Here is a 20,149-nt window from a genome sequence, read left to right on the forward strand (position 1 = left end):
TTGAAAGTTGACTTCTCTCATTCACAAAACTCCTGCTTTTTATCTAGATATTTTTCTTCTTCGATTCTTTCACTGCAAAATCAACAGCTCTGGCGGTCATTGCCATGTAAGTAAGAGAAGGATTTACGCATGACGCTGAGGTCATGGAAGCTCCGTCTGTAACAAATACATTTTTCACTGCATGTAATTGATTGTTGCCATTCAGTACCGAAGTTTTCGGGTCACGGCCCATGCGGGCTGTTCCCATTTCGTGAATTGCCATTCCTAAATAAGAACCGTTGTCATGTGTTTTAACGTTTTTAACACCTGATTTTTCAAGCATTTCAGCCGCATCATTCATCATGTCCTTTCTCATTTTCATTTCGTTTTCGCGCAGTTCTGCATCAAAAACAACGGTTGGCATTCCCCATTTATCTTTTTTGTCCTTGTTAAGATACATGTGGTTTTCGTGATATGGAAGTGTTTCTCCAAATCCACCAAAGCCCATTGTCCAGTTACCCGGTGTTGTTAGTTCTTCTTTGAAATCCGCTCCGAAAGATAATTCGGCCACATTTCTTTGCCATCCCTGACGGCCGCCACCACCCTGATAACCAAATCCGCGGATGTAATCCCGTTTGTCATTACCGATATTCTGGTAACGTGGAACATAAATACCATTTGCACGGCGCCCGAAATAATATTTATCCAGATCACCCTCCCAAGTTCCGCTTGCTCCGGTGCGGAAATGGTGATCCATTAAATTATGTCCTAATTCTCCTGAATCATTTCCCAACCCGTTAGGAAAACGGTCAGAGGTGGAATTCAGCATGACAAGCGTGGAACCGATCGTACTTGCGCAAACGAATATGATTTTGGCAAGATATTCTCTTTCCTGCAATGTCACAGAATCAGTAACCCGAACCCCGGTTGCTTTTTTAGTTTTATCATCGTACATGATTTCACGCACAACAGTATCCGGACGAAGCGTAAGCAAACCTGTTTTTACGGCAGGAGGAAGTGTACTGGATTGAGTACTGAAATAAGCACCATACGGGCAACCCAATGAACATTTATTACGGTATTGACAAGGAGAACGGCCTCCTTCCAGCTGGATTTTAGTAGGCTGAGAAAGATTGGCAACACGGCCGATAGTCATAGTACGGCCTGGAAATTCTTTTTCCAGTCTCTTACGAACCTCTTTTTCAACATGGTACATTTCCATGGGCGGAAGAAAATCACTATCCGGCAGTTGCGGTAAACCCAGTTTCTCACCCGAAATCCCTACATGTTTTTCAACATAAGAATACCAGGGCGCGAGATCTTTGTAACGGATAGGCCAGTCAACAGCAATTCCGTCTTTTATATTCCCCTCAAAATCCAGGTCACTCCATCTGTACGACTGCCGTCCCCACATAATGGATTTTCCACCTACAATATTAGGGCGAAACCAGTCGAATCTTTTCTTTTCTTCGTATGGTGAATCCGAATCATTCATCCAGTATTTTTCCGTCATTTCATTATACGGATAATCGCGGGACAAAAACGGATGTGTTTCTTTTTGTTTAACCGTGAGCCGGCCGTTATACTCAGTTTCCCAGGGTGCTTTCAGTGCATTTTCGTAACCGGTTACGTGCTCTAAATTTTTCCCTTTTTCAAGCATTAAAACTTTAAGACCTTTTGCAGTAAGTTCCTTTGCAGCCCAACCACCAGATACGCCCGATCCGATGATTATGGCATCGTAAGACATATCTTTTACCGCATCAATATTTAAATTCGCCATTGTTGTTAAAAAATTATTCGTGATACTTTAAACACGGACTGCTATTGAAGAGTAAAGTCAGGAATTTTAAGTTAAGGTAGAGACGCAACTGTAAACTTTCAACCAGCTTCTGCTCTAAACTTTAAACTCTGAACTCTGAACTCTATACTTTTAAACTTTCAAATCGCCCAGCTTTTTTGTCCTTTTGGCATTGGCCATGAACCATCAAAACGGCCGGGAATCGGCAAATAATCCAATGCCTGGGTAGCACCTATTTCAGAAGTGAAATAGCCGGTTACAGTAAGTCCCTTCATTTGCAGGAAAAATGGCTTGTCGGATACTGTGGCTCTCTTAACCATATCCGTTTTCTGGGTAGCATCAAGGGATGCAAATCCTTTCTGATAGACTTCCTTGCTGTCTTTATCCAGTTTATCCAGACCGGCATAAAAAGTTTTCTGATCGTCGAACTTGTAACAATCACGCATCACACGGATTATAAATTTTTCGGCACCTGCTGCTTTTGCACCGGGAGTACCTGTTGTGGGGATAATAACGTCAGCAACATCGGCAAGTAGCGCCTCCTGCTCAGCTGAAACGTCAAGGAATGGTCCGAAATTTAATTTTTCGCCCATCACACCAGCCATAAGTGGTGCTGAAATCATACCACCCATCATGAGGGTAATTTTTTCAATAGCTTCTCTACGGTTCATCGTGTTTTGAAATGGTTACTTATAGGTTAGTTATAATCTTCTTATACGCTGGGTAGCAATGTATATTTTTAATAATACCTTGTTATTTTTGGATTAATAACGAAAAATAAAAGGTGCTCACAATTTAGGTAACTTCTGTCTGATTTGAACAACTGTTAACGAAATTAACAATTTGGAAGGATAAAGTAGGTGTTATTCGGCATAACGGTTTCAAAAGAAGGTGTATTTGTAAAAATACCGGAATATTGATTTACCAAAATTATTGTTCGCCACGGATCTGGCTTTCAGGTAAAATATCTTCAATATATAAATTCTGTTTAGTATTCAGGATCTCTACAAAATGACGGGCGTCTTTTCCGGTCAGTTCCCTGAAATGTTTTCCTTTGTGTTGGTCATAATACCATTGCCAGACCAATTCTGTTGAAATAATGATATAATTTAACTCTTTCATTTCTATACGATTTAGATGTCCGAATTTATGGATTTATTCCATAAATTCGGACAGAAGTCCATGAGAAAGTATTAAATATTTTGCAATTGGAGGTGTTTTGAATTAAAACGAGCAACTTTTTGATAAAAGCTGCTCGTTAAAAATGTTAATATCACACTGCTGGTTTCAATCAGGCTTCCTGGCCAATATGATTCAGCATTGCTTTTAATGAAATTGCTTCATGTGAAGTATTGTAAACACAAACACCGTTTTTAACAACAAGCACCTGTGGTGATTCGTGACGGATCTCGAAAGTTTTAGCGACAAACTGTGATTCCTGACGGTTTTTGATAACGTCTACCATATATATGGGTACATCAATATCATTTGCAGCACTGACTTCTGATTTTAACTGGCGATAAGCCATCAGGCTTGTCATGCATCTTGGGCTATGCTTATAAATAATCGCGTAATTGGCAGATTTACTGATATCAAGAACTTCTTCTTCGTTCGTTATTGTAATCCAATTCATAATTTATAAATGCAAAATGTGATGAGACATAGGAATGAAATTATTTCTATAACATATTTTTTTTCATTTCATTCCAAATGATCATTATCCATGAAGGTGTATTTATAGATAGCAATAAACTTTAACCTTTTATTATTTCTATATTTTAAAAATTATTGAGCTAAATCTTATTTCGAAAAAAATCACTTTATACATATTTACCTAATTTTTTATAAAATATAAAGAATGTGGGTTGTAGTACTACTTTAATTAAATGTTTGCTTTTATTCGTATAACTAAATCTTTATATTTATAAATCACAAATTGACAGGATATAATTTGTGATTCCCGCCGCAAGTGGAAATTATATTGGTAGCCGCACTGCCAGATCTGATTACTGAATACACGTATTGTGTAATTCCGGAAGTGTACAATATTCCAATACTTTAATTTCATACTTATTCTTAAACAGTTACTTATGGGACAGAACATCGACCGTAGAAGTCTTTTGAAATCGGGCTTTGCATCACTTGGTGCATTGGCAGTTTTACCGTTTATCAGCGAAGGGGCATTTGCTGAAACACCTATGCGTTTGGATAATGCTAACCGTATTGTTTATAGTCCAATGGTAAGAGGGCACTACATTGAGCGGGAACTGGATATGCCTAAAATGGTTGCCAGGATCGGTTCAAATGAAAATCCTTACGGTCCGCCGCCAATGGCCAGAAAAGCGATTGCGGAAACGATCGAAAAAGGTAACCGTTACGGAAGAACTGAGTTAAAAGCCCTGACTGATAAAATTGCAGTAAAAGAAGGTGTGGACCCTAACTATATTATGATGGGAAGCGGTTCAGGCGATTTGCTTGAAAAAACGGCTCTTGCCATGTTTAAAGACGGTGGAAATATCGTTTCGGCTGATCCAACTTACATGTCCCTGATCCGCGTTGCTGAATCTATCGGAGCAACCTGGAAACCAATTCCTTGTAAATCAGACTGGTCACATGATCTGGATGCTATGGAAAAAGCCATTGACAAAGACACCAAACTGGTTTATATCTGTAATCCTAACAATCCGATGGGAGCAGTGACTTCTACCAAGGCGTTGGTTGATTTTTGCAGCCGGGTTTCTGAGAAAGTGCCAATTTTTATCGACGAAGCATATATTGAGCTTGTAGAAGGTGCTGATAATAAAAGCATGGTGTTCTTGCTGAAAGACAAGAAAAATGTCATTATCGCCCGTACTTTTTCCAAAATTATGGGAATGGCCGGTTTAAGAGTTGGTTATATTGCTGCACTTCCAGCAACACTGGATACAATCAGGAAAACAACAAAAGGCGGCGGTGGGGGAATTCCTGTAACATCTGCTGCCGGTGCGCTGGCTGCTATGGATGATGTAGAATTCCAGAACATGACGCGTAAATTAAATACAGAAGCAAAAACCTATCTGTACGAAAACCTGACTGCGATGGGTTACAAATACGTGCCGTCATTTACCAATTTTGTGATTTTTCCTATTAACATGTCCGGAAAAGAATTGCTCAGTAAAATGGTAGACAAAGGGATTATGGTCAGGACCCTGGATATCAATGACAAACCATGGTGCCGCGTAAGTATTGGTACGAAAGATGAAATGAAAATATTCGTGACTGCTTTGCAGACTTTCAGTTAAGAGTTTTAGGTCATATTTATTCCGGATAGAATTTAGATTCTGTCCGGAATTTTTTTGTAAAATAAATACTGTCTTAAATAAAGATTATTTATTCAGTTACAATTGTTCAATTATCCATTGAATACATTCAGTTTCTTCAACAATGTTCCATGAATGAGGATGATGCAACCCGCTACTTCGTACTCCCTTTTTTGCTGATTGAATAAATTCCGCATGAGTATTTCCAATTAATGTCAATCTATTTATTAGTTCCGAGGAAAATAGAAAGTTCATATCTAAGGCGCTCCTTCTCCTTTCTTTCAAATACCAGTTAATATCTACATCATGATACACACGTACGCTCATATTTTGCAGATATTTTTCATTGCCCGGTTCTGGCAGATCTTTGTAAAAAGGAGTTAGTTTTTTGTATAAATTAATATTGAATTCTGGCGACCCTATCTCTTCCTGCATCAATTTTAAAGCGAATTTGGCTTCTGTCACACCAGCTTGAGAATAATTCCTACTAATTTCTCTTTCAAAATAATGATATATTTCAATTAAATCTACCGGGGAATCAATGCTGAAAACTGCTTTTGGTTGAATAGGATTAGATTTAGGGAATTCCTTACATAATTCGGCATATCTTAATGCTATTGTACCCCCGGCAGAAAATCCTCCAATTACGATTTTTTCAGGATCAACGGAAAAGTTTTTTATGACTTGGCTGAACGCTAAATTTAATTTTATTAATAAAGAAGAATCTGCATATAACCTGTTTCCTCCTGAAATAGCAATAACTAATATATCACTTTCATAAGCTGCATTTGGAAGTTTAGATTCCTGAAATATAGATTCGGGTGATTCGCCATATCCCGGCAATAAAATCAATGTGCCTTTGATAATGCCGGATTGTGGTTTAACTACAAGATAATATCCAGAATTGCCAACTGATGAATTTATGGAAACCTTTTCTATATTCTGACTATAAAGATTTGAGAAACAGAATATTGTTAAAATAGGTGCAATGAGAATTTTTAGTGTGTTCATATATGTTGGATTTTGGACAAAGCTAGTTTTTGTAATTCAGGTGAAAAAGTTAAAAAACATTAAATAGTGTGGGTTTAAACTGATATTGCCGATTTAAATTATTTCAAACTTATTTCCCCCTTCCCCGTTTTTCTTGTCCTAGTTCAATGTTTTGCCCCTGTTGGGGAGGTTATCTTTGTATCATTAAATCGAAAACAAAAAAACATTTACTGATATGGAAAATACAATCAACGGGATACACCACATTACAGCCATAGCTAGTGACCCTAAAAAAAATTATGATTTTTATACAAGAGTACTGGGTTTAAGAATGGTTAAAAAAACCGTCAATTTCGATGACCCAAATACATATCACTTTTATTACGGGGATAAAAACGGAACACCAGGAACCATCCTGACATTTTTTCCATGGGGAGATCAAATTCCTGCCGGCAGGAGAGGAACGCGTCAGGTTACTGAAATAGGTTACTCAGTACCGGAAGGAAGCCTGGATTTCTGGTTGAAAAGACTGGATGAAAATAAAGTAATTTATAATAAAGTCTCTGAAAAATTCGGGGAACAATACCTGACATTCCTGGATCCTGACGGTTTGAAATTTGAACTGACCGTCCCTAAGAAAGCGGACACCCGTACGCCTTGGGAAACCAGTGAAGTAACTGCCGAAAATGCAACGCGCGGTTTTCACAGCATTACGATCACCAGTAACAAAATTGAAGAAACAGCCAAAATCCTGACTGATATTTTTGGATATAAATTGCTGGAACAACATGTAAACCGTTACAGATTTGTAACAGATGCAGTTGAAAATGCAGCCATTGTTGATTTAGTAGAAGTACCAGGCGAAAGAGCGGGACATGTTGCAGGAGGTTCTGTACATCACGTAGCTTTCAGAGTTGCCAATGATGACATTTTAATGGAGTTCCGTAAAAAAGTAGTAGAAGCAGGACACCAGATTACCGACAAAATAGACCGGAATTACTTCTATTCATTGTATTTCCGTGAACCAGGTGGTGTGTTGTTCGAAATTGCGAGTGACAATCCTGGGTTTGGCACAGATGAAACCGTAGAAGAATTAGGAACGGGTTTAATGCTTCCTCCCCAATACGAATCCCGTCGCGCCCAAATTGAAAAGGTGTTGCCGAAACTGGTTTAGTGAATTGAACTTCTTATTGTAATACTATAAGTTGCTACAATGCTGTCACGCTGAGCGGAGTCGAACTGCAGTCAATTAAGTTTGAATAATCCGGCCCGGATTTCGACTGCTTCGACAGTCTGATCCGCTCACTCTGACAGGATTATGTATAATTCACAGAATTACTTTTAACTCAAAACGGAAAAATGTATTCCCATACAAAACAAATTATAACGAATGGAACGCCGGTTACGGAAGCTAAAAAGGCAATTATCATGCTGCATGGCAGGGGCGGTTCTGCAAGGGATGTTATTTCTTTGAAACGATACCTCAAACTGGAAGGAATGGCGATTTATGCGCCCGAAGCTACCAATAACAGCTGGTATCCTTACAGTTTTATGGCACCAGTTTCTCAAAATCAGCCTGCATTGGATTCAGCTTTAGAGCTAATTGACGAAGTGGTTTCCGAAATTGAAGCCGCTGGAATCTCAGCAGAAAACATATATTTCGCCGGTTTTTCGCAAGGTGCTTGTTTAACTCTGGAATACACAGCCAGAAATGCCAGACGTTACGGTGGAATTATTGCGTTGACTGGCGGATTAGTAGGGCAGGAGTTGGTAACAGAAAATTATCAGGGTGATTTTCAAGGTACTCCGCTTTTCGTTTCCACAGGTAATCCGGATCCGCACGTTCCGGTTTCGCGTGTTCAGGAAAGTGTTAAAATATTTGAAAGCCTGAATGCGGTGGTAACATCGGAAATATATTCCGGCCGTCCTCATACAATTTCAGCAGAGGAGATTGAAATAGTGAATACTAAAATATTGGTGTGAGGTAATATGCCACGAAGCCACAAAGACACGAATTTTAAAATAGTAAGAAATGGCCACCGATGCCTCTCATTACTATAATTCATTTAAAATGTATCATCTTACAAACAAAAAATAACCATGGAACAAAACATCTTACATAAAGCTTCGTCCCGGTTTTCGGCGGATCACGGCTGGCTTAAAAGTGCACAAACGTTTAGTTTTCATGGCCATTACGATCCTGAAAGATTGCAGTTTGGGGCACTAAGGGTTTTGAATGACGATACTGTAAGTGGCGGAAAAGGTTTTGGCAAACATCCGCACGACAATATGGAAATCATATCGATCCCGCTGGGAGGAACGCTGGAACACCAGGATAGTATGGGGAACTCTGCGTTGATCAGGCCGGGAGAAATCCAGGTGATGAGTGCAGGTACAGGAATTTACCATACCGAATACAATAAGGATGAAAATGAGCCTGTTACCTTTTTGCAGATCTGGCTTTATCCCAATCAACTGAATGTAACGCCGCGTTATGACCAGCAGAATTTTGGCCAGAAAGATAAACACAATAAACTTTTACAGATTTTGTCGCCTGATCAGGATGATGAAGGCGTATGGATTTACCAGAATGCATGGTTTCATATCGGAGAATTTGATAAGGATTTTAAAACCGAATATCAGTTAAAAGACAACACAAACGATGTGTATGTGTTTGTGATTGATGGCGAAGTGGAAGTGAATGGCCAGTTACTGAACAAACGTGATGGCTACGGAATCCGGAAAGCTTCTGTTGTTAATCTCCAGGCGGTAAGCAAGGCAAAAATACTGGTAATGGAAGTTCCGGAAAAATGGTAGATCATTCATAAACTTTGAATTCAATATGAGTAAAATTAACATTCTGGTACTGGCCAGTCATCCGGAAATCCTGGAAACGATCATCAGGCTGATCAACAAAAACGAGCGTTGGAATGGAGTAGGGGTTGTTTCGCCGGAAGAAGCAACAGCCGCTTTTGAAATAACTCAGTTTGATTTGGTACTTTTGGGCGTCGGGGTTAATGATGAAACGGAGCAGCGGCTGTTGCAAACTTTTAAGTCGTTAAACTCTGATGTGATTTGTATCAGGCATTTTGGCGGAGGCAGCGGCTTACTCTATTCTGAAATTGAGCATGCGTTTTCCGGCAGGAAGTTGTAACTCAATTGTTTTTATGTTTGAAAAAATTAATGCTTATGCCAAAAGATGCCTGGCTTTCGGAGCCGGTGATCTTGACTATTTTAATTCATTACTTCAGCATAAATTTCAACCCAAAAAGACTTTTTTATTACAGGAAGGCGAAATATGCCAGTTTGAAGCATACATACTAAAAGGCTGCATCCGTACGTATCACATTGACCAGTCTGGTGTGGAAGTGACGTTACAGTTTGCTGTGGAAGACTGGTGGGTGAGTGATATAACCAGTTTTCAGGAACAAAAACCAAGCCTTGTTTATATCGAAACCCTGGAAGACTGCGAGTTGCTGCTTCTTACACCTGAAAATAAAGAGAAGCTGCTCGCACGTGTTCCGGGCTTCGAAAGAATGTTCCGGCTTATGGTACAGCGAAACCTTGCACAATTACAGGAAAGACTGTTCCGCACAATTTCGACAACCGCCGTTGAAAAATATCTTGATTTTTTGAACCGTTATCCTGCTATTCCACAGCGTGTTGCGCAACATTATATCGCTTCTTACCTGGGGTTCTCACCGGAGTTTTTAAGTAAAGTGAGAAGGAAACTGCATAACCAATAGTTGCGTTTATTGCCAAACACGACCTCAATACTTATCTTTGGAGCATGTCAAAAATGATTCCTGAAAATCTTATAGAAATCATGATCCACAATTACATGGAAGTTCAGAACGAACTTGGTAAGGATCATGAACCGGTTGTAAAGCTGCATTCCAAATACGGAATAGCGATCTGGCTTTTGTCCGAACTGGATGCAACCAACCATATTGCCTTCGGACTTTGTGATTTGGGACAAGGAACTCCGGAGCTAAGTTACGTATCTATTGAGCATCTGGAAACCATCAAACACGCACGTTTAAAGGTTCGAATGGTGGAAACAGACCCGGATTTTGAAGGGAAATATCCCATGAGCGTTTACCTGGAAGCCGCCAAAATAAACAAGCGCATCACCGAAGATGAAGAACTTCTTAAACTGGCAGAGAAAACACTGGCTTCCAGAATTTAGTTTAGAGTGAAAAGTATCCGCTGGTTAACGCTTTGGGGAAGTTATAATTAGGAAATAACTTTCCTTTAATAAAATCCTTTTAATCCTGTAATCCTGTCTAAAAAACTTAATTAGACTTTGCAAAAAGTATTTTAATCGAGCGGACTTCCCGGATCCATCTTGCCTGCTTTTTATCGTTGGGAACGATCATACGGAATGGGCCTTCGCCATTAGGTAATGGCTGCCCATCTTTTTCTATTGCCAGTAAAATAACCTGGTCGGTAAATTCCGGATCAATTTCCGGTAAAGAATAAACGACCTCATAACCGTCAGCGGCACTGATTATAACGTATTTTGCCAGATTTTCGCCACGAAGTTTGCTGCCCGTGGTCACACCTGCTTTTTCCATTATTTCAGATAACGCTACACCCTTAAATTCGTGCTCCTTATTATCCCGGTCCTTCACCTTGTGGCTCAATTGTTTGTATCCGGCAAGATCTTCCTTCTTTAATGTCAATGGCGTGGTTACTTCACCGGTAACTGTAAATGAATCAGCATTTTGAGCCTGGCTTAAAATTGGCAACAACAGTAATACAGCGAGTACAAATGGTTTGATTTTGAACATGTTATTGTGTTTTTAAGGTTTGATGCGGATCTGAAAATTCAGGATTGGTGATAAAAGCTGAATCGGTAAGCATGTGCAGAAATGAGATAATATCTGTTTTCTCACTTTTAGTGAGTTCCAGATTTTTGCTGCCTTTCTTGTTTGATATATTTTGTAAAAAGCTGCTTAAGGTCGGGCTTTGCCGGATATGCTCATTGTAATGATCCAGTACATCTTCCAAAGTAGTAAAACGACCGTCATGCATGTATGGAGCAGTTAATGCAATATTTCTTAAAGTTGGAACGCGGAATCTTCCACGGTCTGTTGGCTGGCTGGTAAATTTTTCTCTGCCTGCGTCGGTGACTACGCTATCCAGTCCATTATTATGAAACAGTTCTTTGAACGTTTTTGGGCCGCCATGGCAATGTTCACAATTAGCTCCGCGTATCAGCTTTTCAGCATTTGGAGCATTTTGGAAAAGATCCATGCCGTGTTGTTCCTGTTCAGATGGCTTGTAGTTTCCGGCCAGATATTTGTCATAATTGGAATCTGCCGAAATAAGTGTCCTTTCAAACTGCGCCAAAGCTTTCCTGATCTGATTTTCTGAAATAATATCACTGCCAAATGCACTTTTAAACAAAGGCGGATATAACGTACTGGTACGAAGTTTAGAAACGGATGCTTCCAGTGATTGCCCCATTTCGTGTTCGTTTGTCAAAGGAAAAACAGCTTGTTCTTCCAGGCCCGGCGAACGCCCGTCCCAAAAGAAATTTCTTACCCAAAGCAAATTAGCGAGCGACATAGAACTTCTGGCTGTCAGTGACTTATCTACGCCTTCGCTCAATGCTTTTCCATCCGTAAATGCCATGTTTTGCTGATGGCAGCTTGCACAGGAAAGTGTATTATTGGCAGATAATTTTTTTCATAAAATAACAGACTGCCCAGATAAACACCTTCCTTAGTCGTAGGATTATCCGTTGGAATAACGAAGCGGCCGCCAAAATTGGCAGGATATTTAAGTACATATGGCTCTGTTTCCTGGCTTTGTAAAGAAGGTTTTAGTCCGCAAAATAAGAAAAATGAAACGGCAAGGCATACCTGACACCATCTTGACAGATATGCCTGAAATTGTATGTTCCGTTTCTTTTTCTCTTTTTTCATTTCTTTAAAAATCATTGAAAACAAGATTAACAAAGAAATTGCGCCCAGCTTCCGGAAAGCCTTCAACCAGAGAATAATTGATGTCGAAAATATTATTTAATCCGGCTTCCGCTGAAATAAATTTATATAATTTAACGGATGCTTTGGCATTTATAAGGGTATAGGCTTTTGCTTTCGTGCCATAACTGGTGCTGAACCTGCTGCTGTTATTCTCTATACTCACTAAAATATTGGCACGTTTTAGAAAAGATAAATCAGCATATCCGAAAACTTTATTTTTGGGAACATTCGTAAACAGAATTTCCGGATTGGTTTCGTTTTTTCTTTTGATGTAAGTATAGTTACCACCAAATTTGAAATTACTGATAAGCTGATAATCTGCCCCAAATTCTGCCCCGTAGAATAATGCTTTGCCCGCATTTTGCAATTGAAATTTTCCGGGCTGTACATTGTCCACCTGTTGAATGATATCATTGATATCACTCCTGTAAACACTGGCTTGTAAACTGAGTTTGTCTGCAATTTTTCTGGTGTAACTTACATCATAATTCACAGTAACTTCGGCTGCAAGGTCCGGATTAGGAATTGCTAATCCCATCCGGTAGGAATACCTGTCTTTAATTGTGGCAAAGCGCGTTTTTCTCGCAACTGATCCACGTAGTGAATGATTGGAATTTATATCCCAAAACAGGCCGATCTGAGCATTCACAGCATTATTTTTACTATTGGCAAAATCGGTAAGTTCTTTGGTGGTTCCGTTATATTCCTGTGCCTGCTCACTTTCTCGCGCGTTGAAACTGATACCGGGAACAATTGCCAGTGACGGTAATAACTGATACGTATTTTCGATTCCGATTGAAAGGGTATTGTCAATATAGGATTGAACCGGTTCGTTCAGGTCATTTTCCCTGTGTACATCCCGTTTATACTGAACATTTATTTTGAAAATATTATTGGCCAAAGCCCTTGATTCAAATTCGGCATTTCCGCCAATGGTATAATCATTATAAAAACTTTGGAAAGCGTAGCCTCTCGTTTGTTTTGTATACGTAGTGTCGTCATAGCTGAAAAGCTGATTTACAAATGTGTCGTAGTACAATCTGGTTTTCACTTTATTGCTTTTCCCAATTGCAGTATTGGAAATGAAGTACAGGCTTTGTTTATTCCATTTAGGCCATTTCCAAAACCGGGTTGTTATTTTAGGATCATCACCAACGTAAGGAGGATTTCCCTTTTCCCCTTTTTGATTCACATAACCAATCACATATTCGTCCGTAGCGTTCGGTGTAAAACCTGCTTTAACACTAAATTTCAGATCATCCCGGTAAGAATTTTCGCGGTTTTCCGGTATTTGAAATTTTCTTGCAACATAATCGGCAGACAATGGATATGATTTTTGCTTCAATTGGGAAGCACCTATCTGATAGTAAAATTTGCCCATTCTCGACCCGGCATTTACATTCCACCGATAACCGTCACCACTGTAAATTCCGGCTCTGCCATTAACTTCAAATTTACTGACGGGCTTGCGTGAAATCAGGTTAATGGCACCACCCATCGTATTTGCGCCATAAAGTATTGATGAAAACCCTTTTGAAACGTTGATTTCTGCAAGATCAAAAGTCGTAAACCGCCCCATATCTACATAGCCGTCATAAGGTACATACACCGGCACACCATCAATAAATACCGGAACCTGCCTCAGATCAAAACCACGAATATATACAACGGACTCATTTCTGGGGCCGACATTAGCAATGCTTACACCGGGAAGAATGTTCAGCGCACTGGAAATGTCAGTCCGGTTAAATTTTTCAATCTGCCGGTATGTAAGTGTCTGGCTGCTGTCAGTATTTCCGGTGCCCGAGATTTTTACTTCTCCAAGCTGGAATACCCTTTCCTGAGGTAGTTCCGACTGGGCAAAAATGAATGACATTGAATGAACGGTAATGCTTAATATCAATAGAAGTCTTTTCATTATTTTCGATATGTATGCTTAGCTATATCGCAAATATAAAGATAGACTTTTGTTCAAAAGATCATTTTGTAAAAAATAATATCATATTAAAGTCATAAGCTCCTTTTCGGCTTCCACCACAGCAAGCAGTTTGTCAGTTAGCTTTTTGTAGGTTTCAATAACATTTTTGGCAGTTTCAGTCAGTTCAGCACCACCTCCCTGCTGTCCTCCCTTATGTGTGATTACATAAGGTTGCTGCCCGTAGGTATTCATGGCATCCACCATTGCCCAGGCTTTCTTGTAAGACATATCCATCGCCTTTGCTGCTTTCACAATAGAACCTGTTTCCCGGATATGTTCCAGAAGTTCAAGCCGGCCCGGCCCGAAAAACTTCATGTCGTTGATGAATACCCAATGACGTAAACGTATTTCAATATTTTTTTCCATATCTATTTGTGAAATTTATACTGAGCTTGATATATATGTGCAAATCTATTCTTTAAACGATACATTTGTAAGTATACATTTTATTGAATACGACCAACTTTTGTAAATTTATATTTTGCTGCAATATTTGCGTCTGAACTCAACGTTGATTTAATAGATATATGTCGCTAAAAGGGCCGATAATTTTAGTGGAAGATGATGAAGATGATCAATATCTGATCAATAAAATTTTAGAAGAATTACAGATTCCCAATACACTGCGCTTACATCAAAATGGTCTGGAAGCCCTTAATTATTTAAAAACAACACAGGAGAAACCACTTCTGATTCTTTGTGATGTTAACATGCCCGTAATGAACGGGCTGGAATTGAGAAAAGAAATAGAAGATAATCCGTACCTGAAACAAAAAGCAATTCCGTTTATCTTTTTAAGCACTTCCGGAGATATCGGGATTGTGAAGGAAGCTTACAAAGGAACGATTCAGGGATTTTATAAAAAAGAGAGTAATTACAGCCAGTATAAAAATAATGTAGAAGTGATCATCCGTTATTGGCAATCATGCCTGCATCCTAATAAATAACGTTGTTGCTTTTACTCTGTATGCATATCAAAAAGTGCTTTTGAAATCGATTTCAAAAGCACTTTTTATTTTGAAGGAAATGCACCGGAAAGCTTTGAATTTGAGCCCGTTATAATTTGATAACAAGCTGTTTATCTGTTTTCACCTCATTATTAACAGAGGCTTTGGTTTGCAGGTAAGGCAGATGGTATTGTTCGTAAAAATCCTTCTTTGAATCTTTGTATGAACTGATTGCGCCCAGTTTGTTCATGAATTTAATATAATACCAGGCCAGGTCTATCTGATGTGGTTTAAATCCGCTACGCGCGCTTTTAGGAAATAAATGATGATTATTATGCCACTCGCCGGCTACAATGCCAGGCCATAACTGATTCACGGACATATCTTTCTGGTTAAAATCTATTCCTTCACGCTGTACATGTTCTCCTTTTCCATGCCCCTCATAGTTGAAAGTACGTACACCTACGGCCCAAAAACCCGCAGCTCCAAACAACGTGCAAGCAAGCGCATGACCGCCCAAAAGATAAAATGCCAGGTACCAGAATGACCAGCTCAGCGCCCAGGCCATTACAGCACGGCCCGGATTCACATAAGAACCCCATTTTTGATATTGTTTATAGGTATTGCCTTGTACACCAGTATGTTTCATGAGCAATGTTACTCTGTGGTAATCCTGCCCGTTCAGATCTTTGGCAATTGGCTGATGATTCACATCGGCTAAAAAACAATATAGAAAACCCGCCTGAGCATTGTAAGGATCTCCGGGCTGATCAGATTTGGCATGATGGACATGATGAGAAACTACATAAATTTCTTCGGGGATAACGTTTATTGTAAGGTTTTGTGTGAAAAAACGCCAGAATGCATTTCGGAATTTATAGGCACCGTGCGTACAATATCTGTGATGCCATATAGTACCATGTGTTCCCATGATGATCATGCTGTATAAAAAAGCTGCGGCCAGCATCCAAACACTGAAAAACTTGAAAATAAACAACAGGAAAAATGGAAGCAGGCATAAAACTTTAAGCCAGCTAAAAAATGGCAACCAGTTTTTACGATCTTTAAAGACATTTAAACGAGCAAAAAACTCTTTGAAAATCTGATTCATTTCCGGTTTAACCAAATTCCCTTGTTTGTCTTCCCATCCGTAGGCCGGTGGTTGTAATACGTGGTCCAAAAAAGCCATTAATGAGTATTTAATAATATAATAATTGACAGTCCTCCACTTCGGATTGACTGTTATTGAATATACGAACTATAGTAAATATTCGATTTGACAATACATTTATATGCCCGTAAAACATTAATAATGTTGCATTTACAAAACGTATATAAATAATCTTTATTGTCAGAAAGATTAAACGTACAGTATTTTCACTTTGAATTCAAAAGTAGCTATTCTATTGAGACTGGCAACATTAATTTATTGGATATTAGCCATGTATTTCTGATTTATTTTTATATTTGATTACTTAACCTGCTAAGGGTAAGGATATTGTATTCAAAACTCACTCATATTAATAAACGTTTTATTATAAAACATGATAAGGCATGTTAGCAATTAATCATTGATCTGCCTTTTGAAGAATTTCCAGGTTTCAGTAAACAGGTCAATGTCAGTTGGAAATTCGTGTTTCCCGTTGATCACTTTCAGTAGCGTCACTTCCGGTTTTTTCTTGTTTTTAAAAGTGTAACTTTCCACTGTTATATCATTATTTGGGTTTGCATCTGGTAGAATTCCCCTGACAGGTTCTCCATTATATCCACTTAAAGCAGCCCAATATCTGAACGATTCGTCGGTTGATCGAACATTGCCCAGGGTTAGTCCGCCAGCTTTCACTTCTCCTCCTGCGTAAGGATTGACCGGATCAGCAGTGCCATTGATAATCATAGTGGCAATGGCAGATTTCGATTCAGTGCAATCCAGATTATCTATGGTAGGCATGTTGGCGACCATTGCGGAAATCCCTTTGAATTTTTCTGGCATTGTAATAGCCATCCGGTAAGCCATTTGTCCGCCACCGGAAAAGCCGGATGCAAATACATGCTGGCCGTTAATCTTATAATTCGTTTTAAAATAATTTATCATCCCGGTAAAAAATGCGTCTTCATCAATATTTTCCAGATTAGCAGCTACTGTTGAGGCTTTCCGGCATTCATTCCAATAATTTTTATATCCCTGCGGAAAAACCAGGATAAAATTCTCAGTATCTGAACGAGTTTCCAGTTTTGCAGCATTTTTCATAAAATCCTTTGCATTTCCACCCGAGCCATGTATGGCAAAAATTAGACTGGCGTTTTTAGCAGCAGTCTTTGGTTTATTAAAATAAAATATCCTGTAACGGCCATCAATTAATAATGAATCACTTATAACCTGTGCTTTTGCGGATAAAAAGCTTGTTATCAAAAGAAGAAAAAAGAGGACTTTTAGCATTAATTTGGTTGTTTTTAATTGAAATTTGGGAACTTTTAAGCCAGATTTTCACAAAAGGATATTAGTCAAATCGGATGAATTAATCTGGAATTATTAAAATGCATCATTCACCTTAATTTACTAATATATGACAAACAAGAATGAATTTCGTTTTAAAAAATGCGGATCAAACCTGTCTGTTATGTTCATAACAAGTATATTAAGGGATGGAAACGGTTTTTGCTTTTAGTAACTATTTGTTATTTAAATAATGGGCCATAAAAAGAGAAAATATGAGTGAAATTCAGCTACAACTTGATTCAAGAGGGCGCGGAGCCTTTTATATAGAAGAAAATAAAGTAAAAGTAGGGGAAATGGTTGTAGGGATTTCCGAAACATCCCTCACCGTATACCATACCGAAGTAAATCCGGAAATGGAAGGTAAAGGATATGCAAAACAATTACTGGATAAAATGGTGGAATATGCCAGGGAAAAAAGATCCAGGTACTTCCGTTGTGCGAATACGTGCACACGCAGTTCAAACGGCATCCCGATGAATACGCAGATGTGTGGAAGAAGGGAGTTTAAGAGTTAAAAGTTCAGGAGTTCAAAGTTTACAGTAATAAAATTTAAGCAGCCTAAATGCGGTAAAAGTTTTAAAGGCTTATACGTGAAATTAAAGTGGCTGTGGCAGGTATACCATAAACACGGATCCTTCTCCCGGAGCACTTTTGGCGGTGATGTAACCATGATGGTTTTGCGCTACTTTCTTGCACAATGCCAATCCAATTCCTGAGCCGCTGTATTCACTCTTTCCATGCAGCCTTTGAAACATCTGGAATATGCGGTCCAGGTATTTTTCATCAAAACCAATTCCATTATCCTGAATTTTGATTAGTACATAGGGATGATCTTTCAGGAAATTCGGGAAATTTGCTACTTCTTCTTCGGAAGTTTTTTGATAAGTAATACTGATTTCAGGAATCTGTTCAGACAATCGGTATTTAATCGCATTACTGATCAGATTTTGAAACAATTGTAAAAGCTGCCGCTGGTTGCCAAAAATAGAAGGCAACTGATCCACCTCAATTTGTGCCCCTTGTTCCTGAATACCAATTTCCAGGTCTGAAATTACTTCTGTGATAATAGTGTTTAAATCAACGGCTACAAATTCCCCTTCCTTAGTGGTCAGGCGGGAGTAAGCCAGTAAATCGTCTATCATCATGGACATGCGTTTGGCTGCATCCTGCATGCGGTTCAGCATGAAAATCCCATTTTTATCCAGTTCCTTCGTGTACATCTCCTGCAACCGCGAGCTGAAAGACTGGATCTTACGCAAAGGCTCCTGCATGTCGTGGCTGGCCGCGTATGCAAATTGCTGAAGGTTGTTATTTGAATTGATCAGTTCCTGGTTGGCCAGCCGTAGTTCATGAGTCCGCTGCTGAATCCTCAGTTCAAGTTCATCTGCCAGTTGCCGGTATCGTTCCTCACTTTCTTTAAGCTCCTTACCAGCAATCACCTGCGATGTCACATCCACGGCCATGTCCATAATCGCATAAACCTCACCATCGTGGTTACGTAAGGGTTTGTAAGTATAATCAAAATAGAATGTCTGCAGAACGTTGTCAATGATCAGTTCTGCGGGTTCGCCCTCCGCATGATACGTTTGACCGGAACGATATACCTCATCCAGTATTTCCAGAAAGGGTTGCCCGACCAATTCCGGTATAGCTTCCCGCAATGGTTTCCCTAATACTTCATTTCCCTTTCCCCAGTATTTCAGCATGGTTTCATTAGGGATTTCAATCACCATATCTTTTCCTAAAAACAGAGCTGTTGCAACAGGCGCCTGTTCAATCATGCTGCGCAGGTACTCTTCACTGCTCCTTATTTTTTGCTCGCTTTCAATCCGGTCGCTGATATCGAATAAGATACCGGATAAAGACACGCCTTTACCCGAATTATCATAGAGATACCTGCCGATTACTTTGACCCAGTGTACGGTGCCGTCGTTCCAGACAAATCGTGCTTCGTAATTTAATTCCCCCGTTTCGGCTGCCAGCTGATATGCCTGGTTCCTGATAGGAGAATCATCCGGATGAAGGTGATCTATAAACACACTCCGGTTTATTTTATCCGTAATTTCGCCTGTGATGATCTTCGCCATAGCCGGCGAATAAATTATCTCATCGGTACTTACGTCGACAAGAAACGAACCCGCTCCTGTACCTTCCAAAGTCATTGCAGCCTGCTGGTCGGCAAAATATGCTTTTTCCTGATCAGCCCTCTGATCCGTAATATCCTGGGCAATGCCAGCGAACCTGTAAGCTTGCCCGTCGTTTCTGAAATAGGCCTGTCCTCTGCAATGCAGCCATCTTACTTTCTGGTCACTCTGCGCAATGGTCCTGAACTGAACGTTGTAACTACCATCCGTTACACATGTAATTGCTTCTTTTACAGCTCTTCTGACTTTATTCTGATCTTCCGGATGAATGTATCTGAACAAATCCTGAATGGGTATACTTTCATCTTTGAGATAACCGTAAAGCTCTCTGGTACGGGCATCCCATTCTATTATATTGGTCTCCGGATCAAGGCTCCAGGTACCCAGCTGTGCAGATTTCAAGGCAAAACTCAGCTTGTCATCACTTTCCTTACGCGCTTGCTGCGCCTGTACCTGAGCGGTAACATCCTGCATGGAACCGACCATACGAAAGGGCATATCATTCCGTCGTATCATATAACCGC

General features: G+C 39.5%; 22 protein-coding genes. 9 read left to right on the top strand and 13 right to left on the bottom strand.

From position 1 onward, the window contains the following. Positions 1-43 precede the first annotated feature (43 nt). The 4 genes from KZC02_RS25225 to ytxJ all read right to left on the bottom strand — a co-directional run bounded on the left by KZC02_RS25225 (position 44) and on the right by ytxJ (position 3,410). The gene (locus KZC02_RS25225; protein WP_221391201.1) at positions 44-1,759 is read right to left on the bottom strand and encodes a GMC oxidoreductase; all 1,716 of its coding nucleotides are present in this window, start codon (positions 1,757-1,759) and stop codon (positions 44-46) included. Positions 1,760-1,917: 158 nt separating this feature from the next. Further along, complete coding sequence (locus KZC02_RS25230; RefSeq protein WP_221391202.1) at positions 1,918-2,448, bottom strand: gluconate 2-dehydrogenase subunit 3 family protein; 531 nt, start codon at positions 2,446-2,448, stop codon at positions 1,918-1,920. A 259-nt stretch (positions 2,449-2,707) separates the two neighbouring features. Continuing rightward, complete coding sequence (locus tag KZC02_RS25235; protein ID WP_221391203.1) at positions 2,708-2,899, bottom strand: hypothetical protein; 192 nt, start codon at positions 2,897-2,899, stop codon at positions 2,708-2,710. Positions 2,900-3,068: 169 nt separating this feature from the next. Further along, positions 3,069-3,410: a bacillithiol system redox-active protein YtxJ gene (ytxJ, locus tag KZC02_RS25240; RefSeq protein ID WP_221391204.1), complete on the bottom strand. Its 342-nt coding sequence runs from the start codon at positions 3,408-3,410 to the stop codon at positions 3,069-3,071. A 457-nt stretch (positions 3,411-3,867) separates the two neighbouring features. On the opposite strand from ytxJ, the gene KZC02_RS25245 reads away from it, so the two are divergent. Continuing rightward, on the top strand, positions 3,868-5,058 hold the full coding sequence (locus KZC02_RS25245) for a histidinol-phosphate transaminase (RefSeq protein ID WP_221391205.1): 1,191 nt from the start codon (positions 3,868-3,870) through the stop codon (positions 5,056-5,058). A gap of 96 nt (positions 5,059-5,154) precedes the next feature. Here the strand turns inward: KZC02_RS25245 and KZC02_RS25250 are convergent, their stop codons facing one another. Next, entirely contained in the window at positions 5,155-6,087 is a 933-nt protein-coding gene (locus KZC02_RS25250; RefSeq protein WP_221391206.1) for an alpha/beta fold hydrolase, read from the bottom strand. A 214-nt stretch (positions 6,088-6,301) separates the two neighbouring features. Between KZC02_RS25250 and KZC02_RS25255 the strand changes: the two genes are divergently transcribed. From KZC02_RS25255 to KZC02_RS25280, 6 genes are all read left to right on the top strand, one after another. Then, entirely contained in the window at positions 6,302-7,240 is a 939-nt protein-coding gene (locus KZC02_RS25255) for a ring-cleaving dioxygenase (protein ID WP_221391207.1), read from the top strand. 185 nt (positions 7,241-7,425) lie between these two features. Further along, on the top strand, positions 7,426-8,049 hold the full coding sequence (locus tag KZC02_RS25260; RefSeq protein ID WP_221391208.1) for an alpha/beta hydrolase: 624 nt from the start codon (positions 7,426-7,428) through the stop codon (positions 8,047-8,049). A 117-nt stretch (positions 8,050-8,166) separates the two neighbouring features. Beyond that, a complete protein-coding gene (locus tag KZC02_RS25265) occupies positions 8,167-8,883 on the top strand; it encodes a pirin family protein (RefSeq protein WP_221391209.1) in 717 nt (238 codons plus the stop codon). Positions 8,884-8,908: 25 nt separating this feature from the next. Further along, positions 8,909-9,220: a response regulator receiver protein gene (locus KZC02_RS25270; protein ID WP_221391210.1), complete on the top strand. Its 312-nt coding sequence runs from the start codon at positions 8,909-8,911 to the stop codon at positions 9,218-9,220. Positions 9,221-9,233: 13 nt separating this feature from the next. Next, positions 9,234-9,812 (top strand): Crp/Fnr family transcriptional regulator, encoded by a 579-nt coding sequence (locus KZC02_RS25275; RefSeq protein WP_221391211.1) that lies wholly within the window; start codon positions 9,234-9,236, stop codon positions 9,810-9,812. Positions 9,813-9,856: 44 nt separating this feature from the next. After that, positions 9,857-10,255, top strand: a complete 399-nt coding sequence (locus tag KZC02_RS25280) for a DUF2958 domain-containing protein (protein WP_221391212.1) — start codon at positions 9,857-9,859, stop codon at positions 10,253-10,255. Positions 10,256-10,361: 106 nt separating this feature from the next. Here KZC02_RS25280 and KZC02_RS25285 read toward each other — a convergent pair whose 3' ends face one another. The 5 genes from KZC02_RS25285 to KZC02_RS25300 all read right to left on the bottom strand — a co-directional run bounded on the left by KZC02_RS25285 (position 10,362) and on the right by KZC02_RS25300 (position 14,403). Then, positions 10,362-10,859 (bottom strand): molybdopterin-dependent oxidoreductase, encoded by a 498-nt coding sequence (locus tag KZC02_RS25285; RefSeq protein ID WP_229253786.1) that lies wholly within the window; start codon positions 10,857-10,859, stop codon positions 10,362-10,364. 1 nt (position 10,860) lies between these two features. After that, entirely contained in the window at positions 10,861-11,706 is an 846-nt protein-coding gene (locus tag KZC02_RS25290) for a cytochrome-c peroxidase (RefSeq protein WP_229253787.1), read from the bottom strand. Further along, entirely contained in the window at positions 11,679-12,014 is a 336-nt protein-coding gene (locus KZC02_RS32135; protein ID WP_229253788.1) for a hypothetical protein, read from the bottom strand. Before KZC02_RS32135 ends, KZC02_RS25290 begins: the two co-directional genes overlap by 28 nt. Further along, complete coding sequence (locus KZC02_RS25295) at positions 12,004-13,977, bottom strand: TonB-dependent siderophore receptor (RefSeq protein ID WP_221391213.1); 1,974 nt, start codon at positions 13,975-13,977, stop codon at positions 12,004-12,006. The genes KZC02_RS32135 and KZC02_RS25295 overlap by 11 nt, the downstream gene beginning before the upstream one ends. Before the next feature lie 81 nt (positions 13,978-14,058). Further along, positions 14,059-14,403 (bottom strand): winged helix-turn-helix domain-containing protein, encoded by a 345-nt coding sequence (locus KZC02_RS25300; protein ID WP_221391214.1) that lies wholly within the window; start codon positions 14,401-14,403, stop codon positions 14,059-14,061. 161 nt (positions 14,404-14,564) lie between these two features. Between KZC02_RS25300 and KZC02_RS25305 the strand changes: the two genes are divergently transcribed. Further along, complete coding sequence (locus tag KZC02_RS25305) at positions 14,565-14,984, top strand: response regulator (protein WP_221391215.1); 420 nt, start codon at positions 14,565-14,567, stop codon at positions 14,982-14,984. A 109-nt stretch (positions 14,985-15,093) separates the two neighbouring features. Here KZC02_RS25305 and KZC02_RS25310 read toward each other — a convergent pair whose 3' ends face one another. Both KZC02_RS25310 and KZC02_RS25315 read right to left on the bottom strand, forming a co-directional pair. Further along, entirely contained in the window at positions 15,094-16,173 is a 1,080-nt protein-coding gene (locus tag KZC02_RS25310) for a fatty acid desaturase (protein WP_221391216.1), read from the bottom strand. Positions 16,174-16,548: 375 nt separating this feature from the next. Continuing rightward, entirely contained in the window at positions 16,549-17,421 is an 873-nt protein-coding gene (locus KZC02_RS25315) for a PHB depolymerase family esterase (protein WP_221391217.1), read from the bottom strand. A gap of 272 nt (positions 17,422-17,693) precedes the next feature. Between KZC02_RS25315 and KZC02_RS25320 the strand changes: the two genes are divergently transcribed. Further along, positions 17,694-17,996 carry a GNAT family N-acetyltransferase gene (locus tag KZC02_RS25320; RefSeq protein ID WP_229253789.1) on the top strand — a complete coding sequence of 101 codons (303 nt, stop codon included), beginning with the start codon at positions 17,694-17,696 and terminating at the stop codon, positions 17,994-17,996. Between the two features lie 81 nt (positions 17,997-18,077). Here the strand turns inward: KZC02_RS25320 and KZC02_RS25325 are convergent, their stop codons facing one another. Beyond that, positions 18,078-20,141 (bottom strand): PAS domain-containing protein, encoded by a 2,064-nt coding sequence (locus KZC02_RS25325; RefSeq protein WP_229253790.1) that lies wholly within the window; start codon positions 20,139-20,141, stop codon positions 18,078-18,080. Positions 20,142-20,149: the final 8 nt, after the last annotated feature.

The organism is Dyadobacter sp. NIV53 (assembly GCF_019711195.1).
Lineage (GTDB): Bacteria > Bacteroidota > Bacteroidia > Cytophagales > Spirosomataceae > Dyadobacter.

What these genes read in the sequence shown, in the direction of transcription:
- KZC02_RS25225 (WP_221391201.1), bottom strand. Translation starts at nt 1,759, where the DNA reads ATGGCGAATTTAAATATTGATGCGGTAAAAGATATGTCTTACGATGCC.
- KZC02_RS25230 (WP_221391202.1), bottom strand. Translation starts at nt 2,448, where the DNA reads ATGAACCGTAGAGAAGCTATTGAAAAAATTACCCTCATGATGGGTGGT.
- KZC02_RS25235 (WP_221391203.1), bottom strand. Translation starts at nt 2,899, where the DNA reads ATGAAAGAGTTAAATTATATCATTATTTCAACAGAATTGGTCTGGCAA.
- ytxJ (WP_221391204.1), bottom strand. Translation starts at nt 3,410, where the DNA reads ATGAATTGGATTACAATAACGAACGAAGAAGAAGTTCTTGATATCAGT.
- KZC02_RS25245 (WP_221391205.1), top strand. Translation starts at nt 3,868, where the DNA reads ATGGGACAGAACATCGACCGTAGAAGTCTTTTGAAATCGGGCTTTGCA.
- KZC02_RS25250 (WP_221391206.1), bottom strand. Translation starts at nt 6,087, where the DNA reads ATGAACACACTAAAAATTCTCATTGCACCTATTTTAACAATATTCTGT.
- KZC02_RS25255 (WP_221391207.1), top strand. Translation starts at nt 6,302, where the DNA reads ATGGAAAATACAATCAACGGGATACACCACATTACAGCCATAGCTAGT.
- KZC02_RS25260 (WP_221391208.1), top strand. Translation starts at nt 7,426, where the DNA reads ATGTATTCCCATACAAAACAAATTATAACGAATGGAACGCCGGTTACG.
- KZC02_RS25265 (WP_221391209.1), top strand. Translation starts at nt 8,167, where the DNA reads ATGGAACAAAACATCTTACATAAAGCTTCGTCCCGGTTTTCGGCGGAT.
- KZC02_RS25270 (WP_221391210.1), top strand. Translation starts at nt 8,909, where the DNA reads ATGAGTAAAATTAACATTCTGGTACTGGCCAGTCATCCGGAAATCCTG.
- KZC02_RS25275 (WP_221391211.1), top strand. Translation starts at nt 9,234, where the DNA reads ATGTTTGAAAAAATTAATGCTTATGCCAAAAGATGCCTGGCTTTCGGA.
- KZC02_RS25280 (WP_221391212.1), top strand. Translation starts at nt 9,857, where the DNA reads ATGTCAAAAATGATTCCTGAAAATCTTATAGAAATCATGATCCACAAT.
- KZC02_RS25285 (WP_229253786.1), bottom strand. Translation starts at nt 10,859, where the DNA reads ATGTTCAAAATCAAACCATTTGTACTCGCTGTATTACTGTTGTTGCCA.
- KZC02_RS25290 (WP_229253787.1), bottom strand. Translation starts at nt 11,706, where the DNA reads ATGGCATTTACGGATGGAAAAGCATTGAGCGAAGGCGTAGATAAGTCA.
- KZC02_RS32135 (WP_229253788.1), bottom strand. Translation starts at nt 12,014, where the DNA reads ATGATTTTTAAAGAAATGAAAAAAGAGAAAAAGAAACGGAACATACAA.
- KZC02_RS25295 (WP_221391213.1), bottom strand. Translation starts at nt 13,977, where the DNA reads ATGAAAAGACTTCTATTGATATTAAGCATTACCGTTCATTCAATGTCA.
- KZC02_RS25300 (WP_221391214.1), bottom strand. Translation starts at nt 14,403, where the DNA reads ATGGAAAAAAATATTGAAATACGTTTACGTCATTGGGTATTCATCAAC.
- KZC02_RS25305 (WP_221391215.1), top strand. Translation starts at nt 14,565, where the DNA reads ATGTCGCTAAAAGGGCCGATAATTTTAGTGGAAGATGATGAAGATGAT.
- KZC02_RS25310 (WP_221391216.1), bottom strand. Translation starts at nt 16,173, where the DNA reads ATGGCTTTTTTGGACCACGTATTACAACCACCGGCCTACGGATGGGAA.
- KZC02_RS25315 (WP_221391217.1), bottom strand. Translation starts at nt 17,421, where the DNA reads ATGCTAAAAGTCCTCTTTTTTCTTCTTTTGATAACAAGCTTTTTATCC.
- KZC02_RS25320 (WP_229253789.1), top strand. Translation starts at nt 17,694, where the DNA reads ATGAGTGAAATTCAGCTACAACTTGATTCAAGAGGGCGCGGAGCCTTT.
- KZC02_RS25325 (WP_229253790.1), bottom strand. Translation starts at nt 20,141, where the DNA reads ATGATACGACGGAATGATATGCCCTTTCGTATGGTCGGTTCCATGCAG.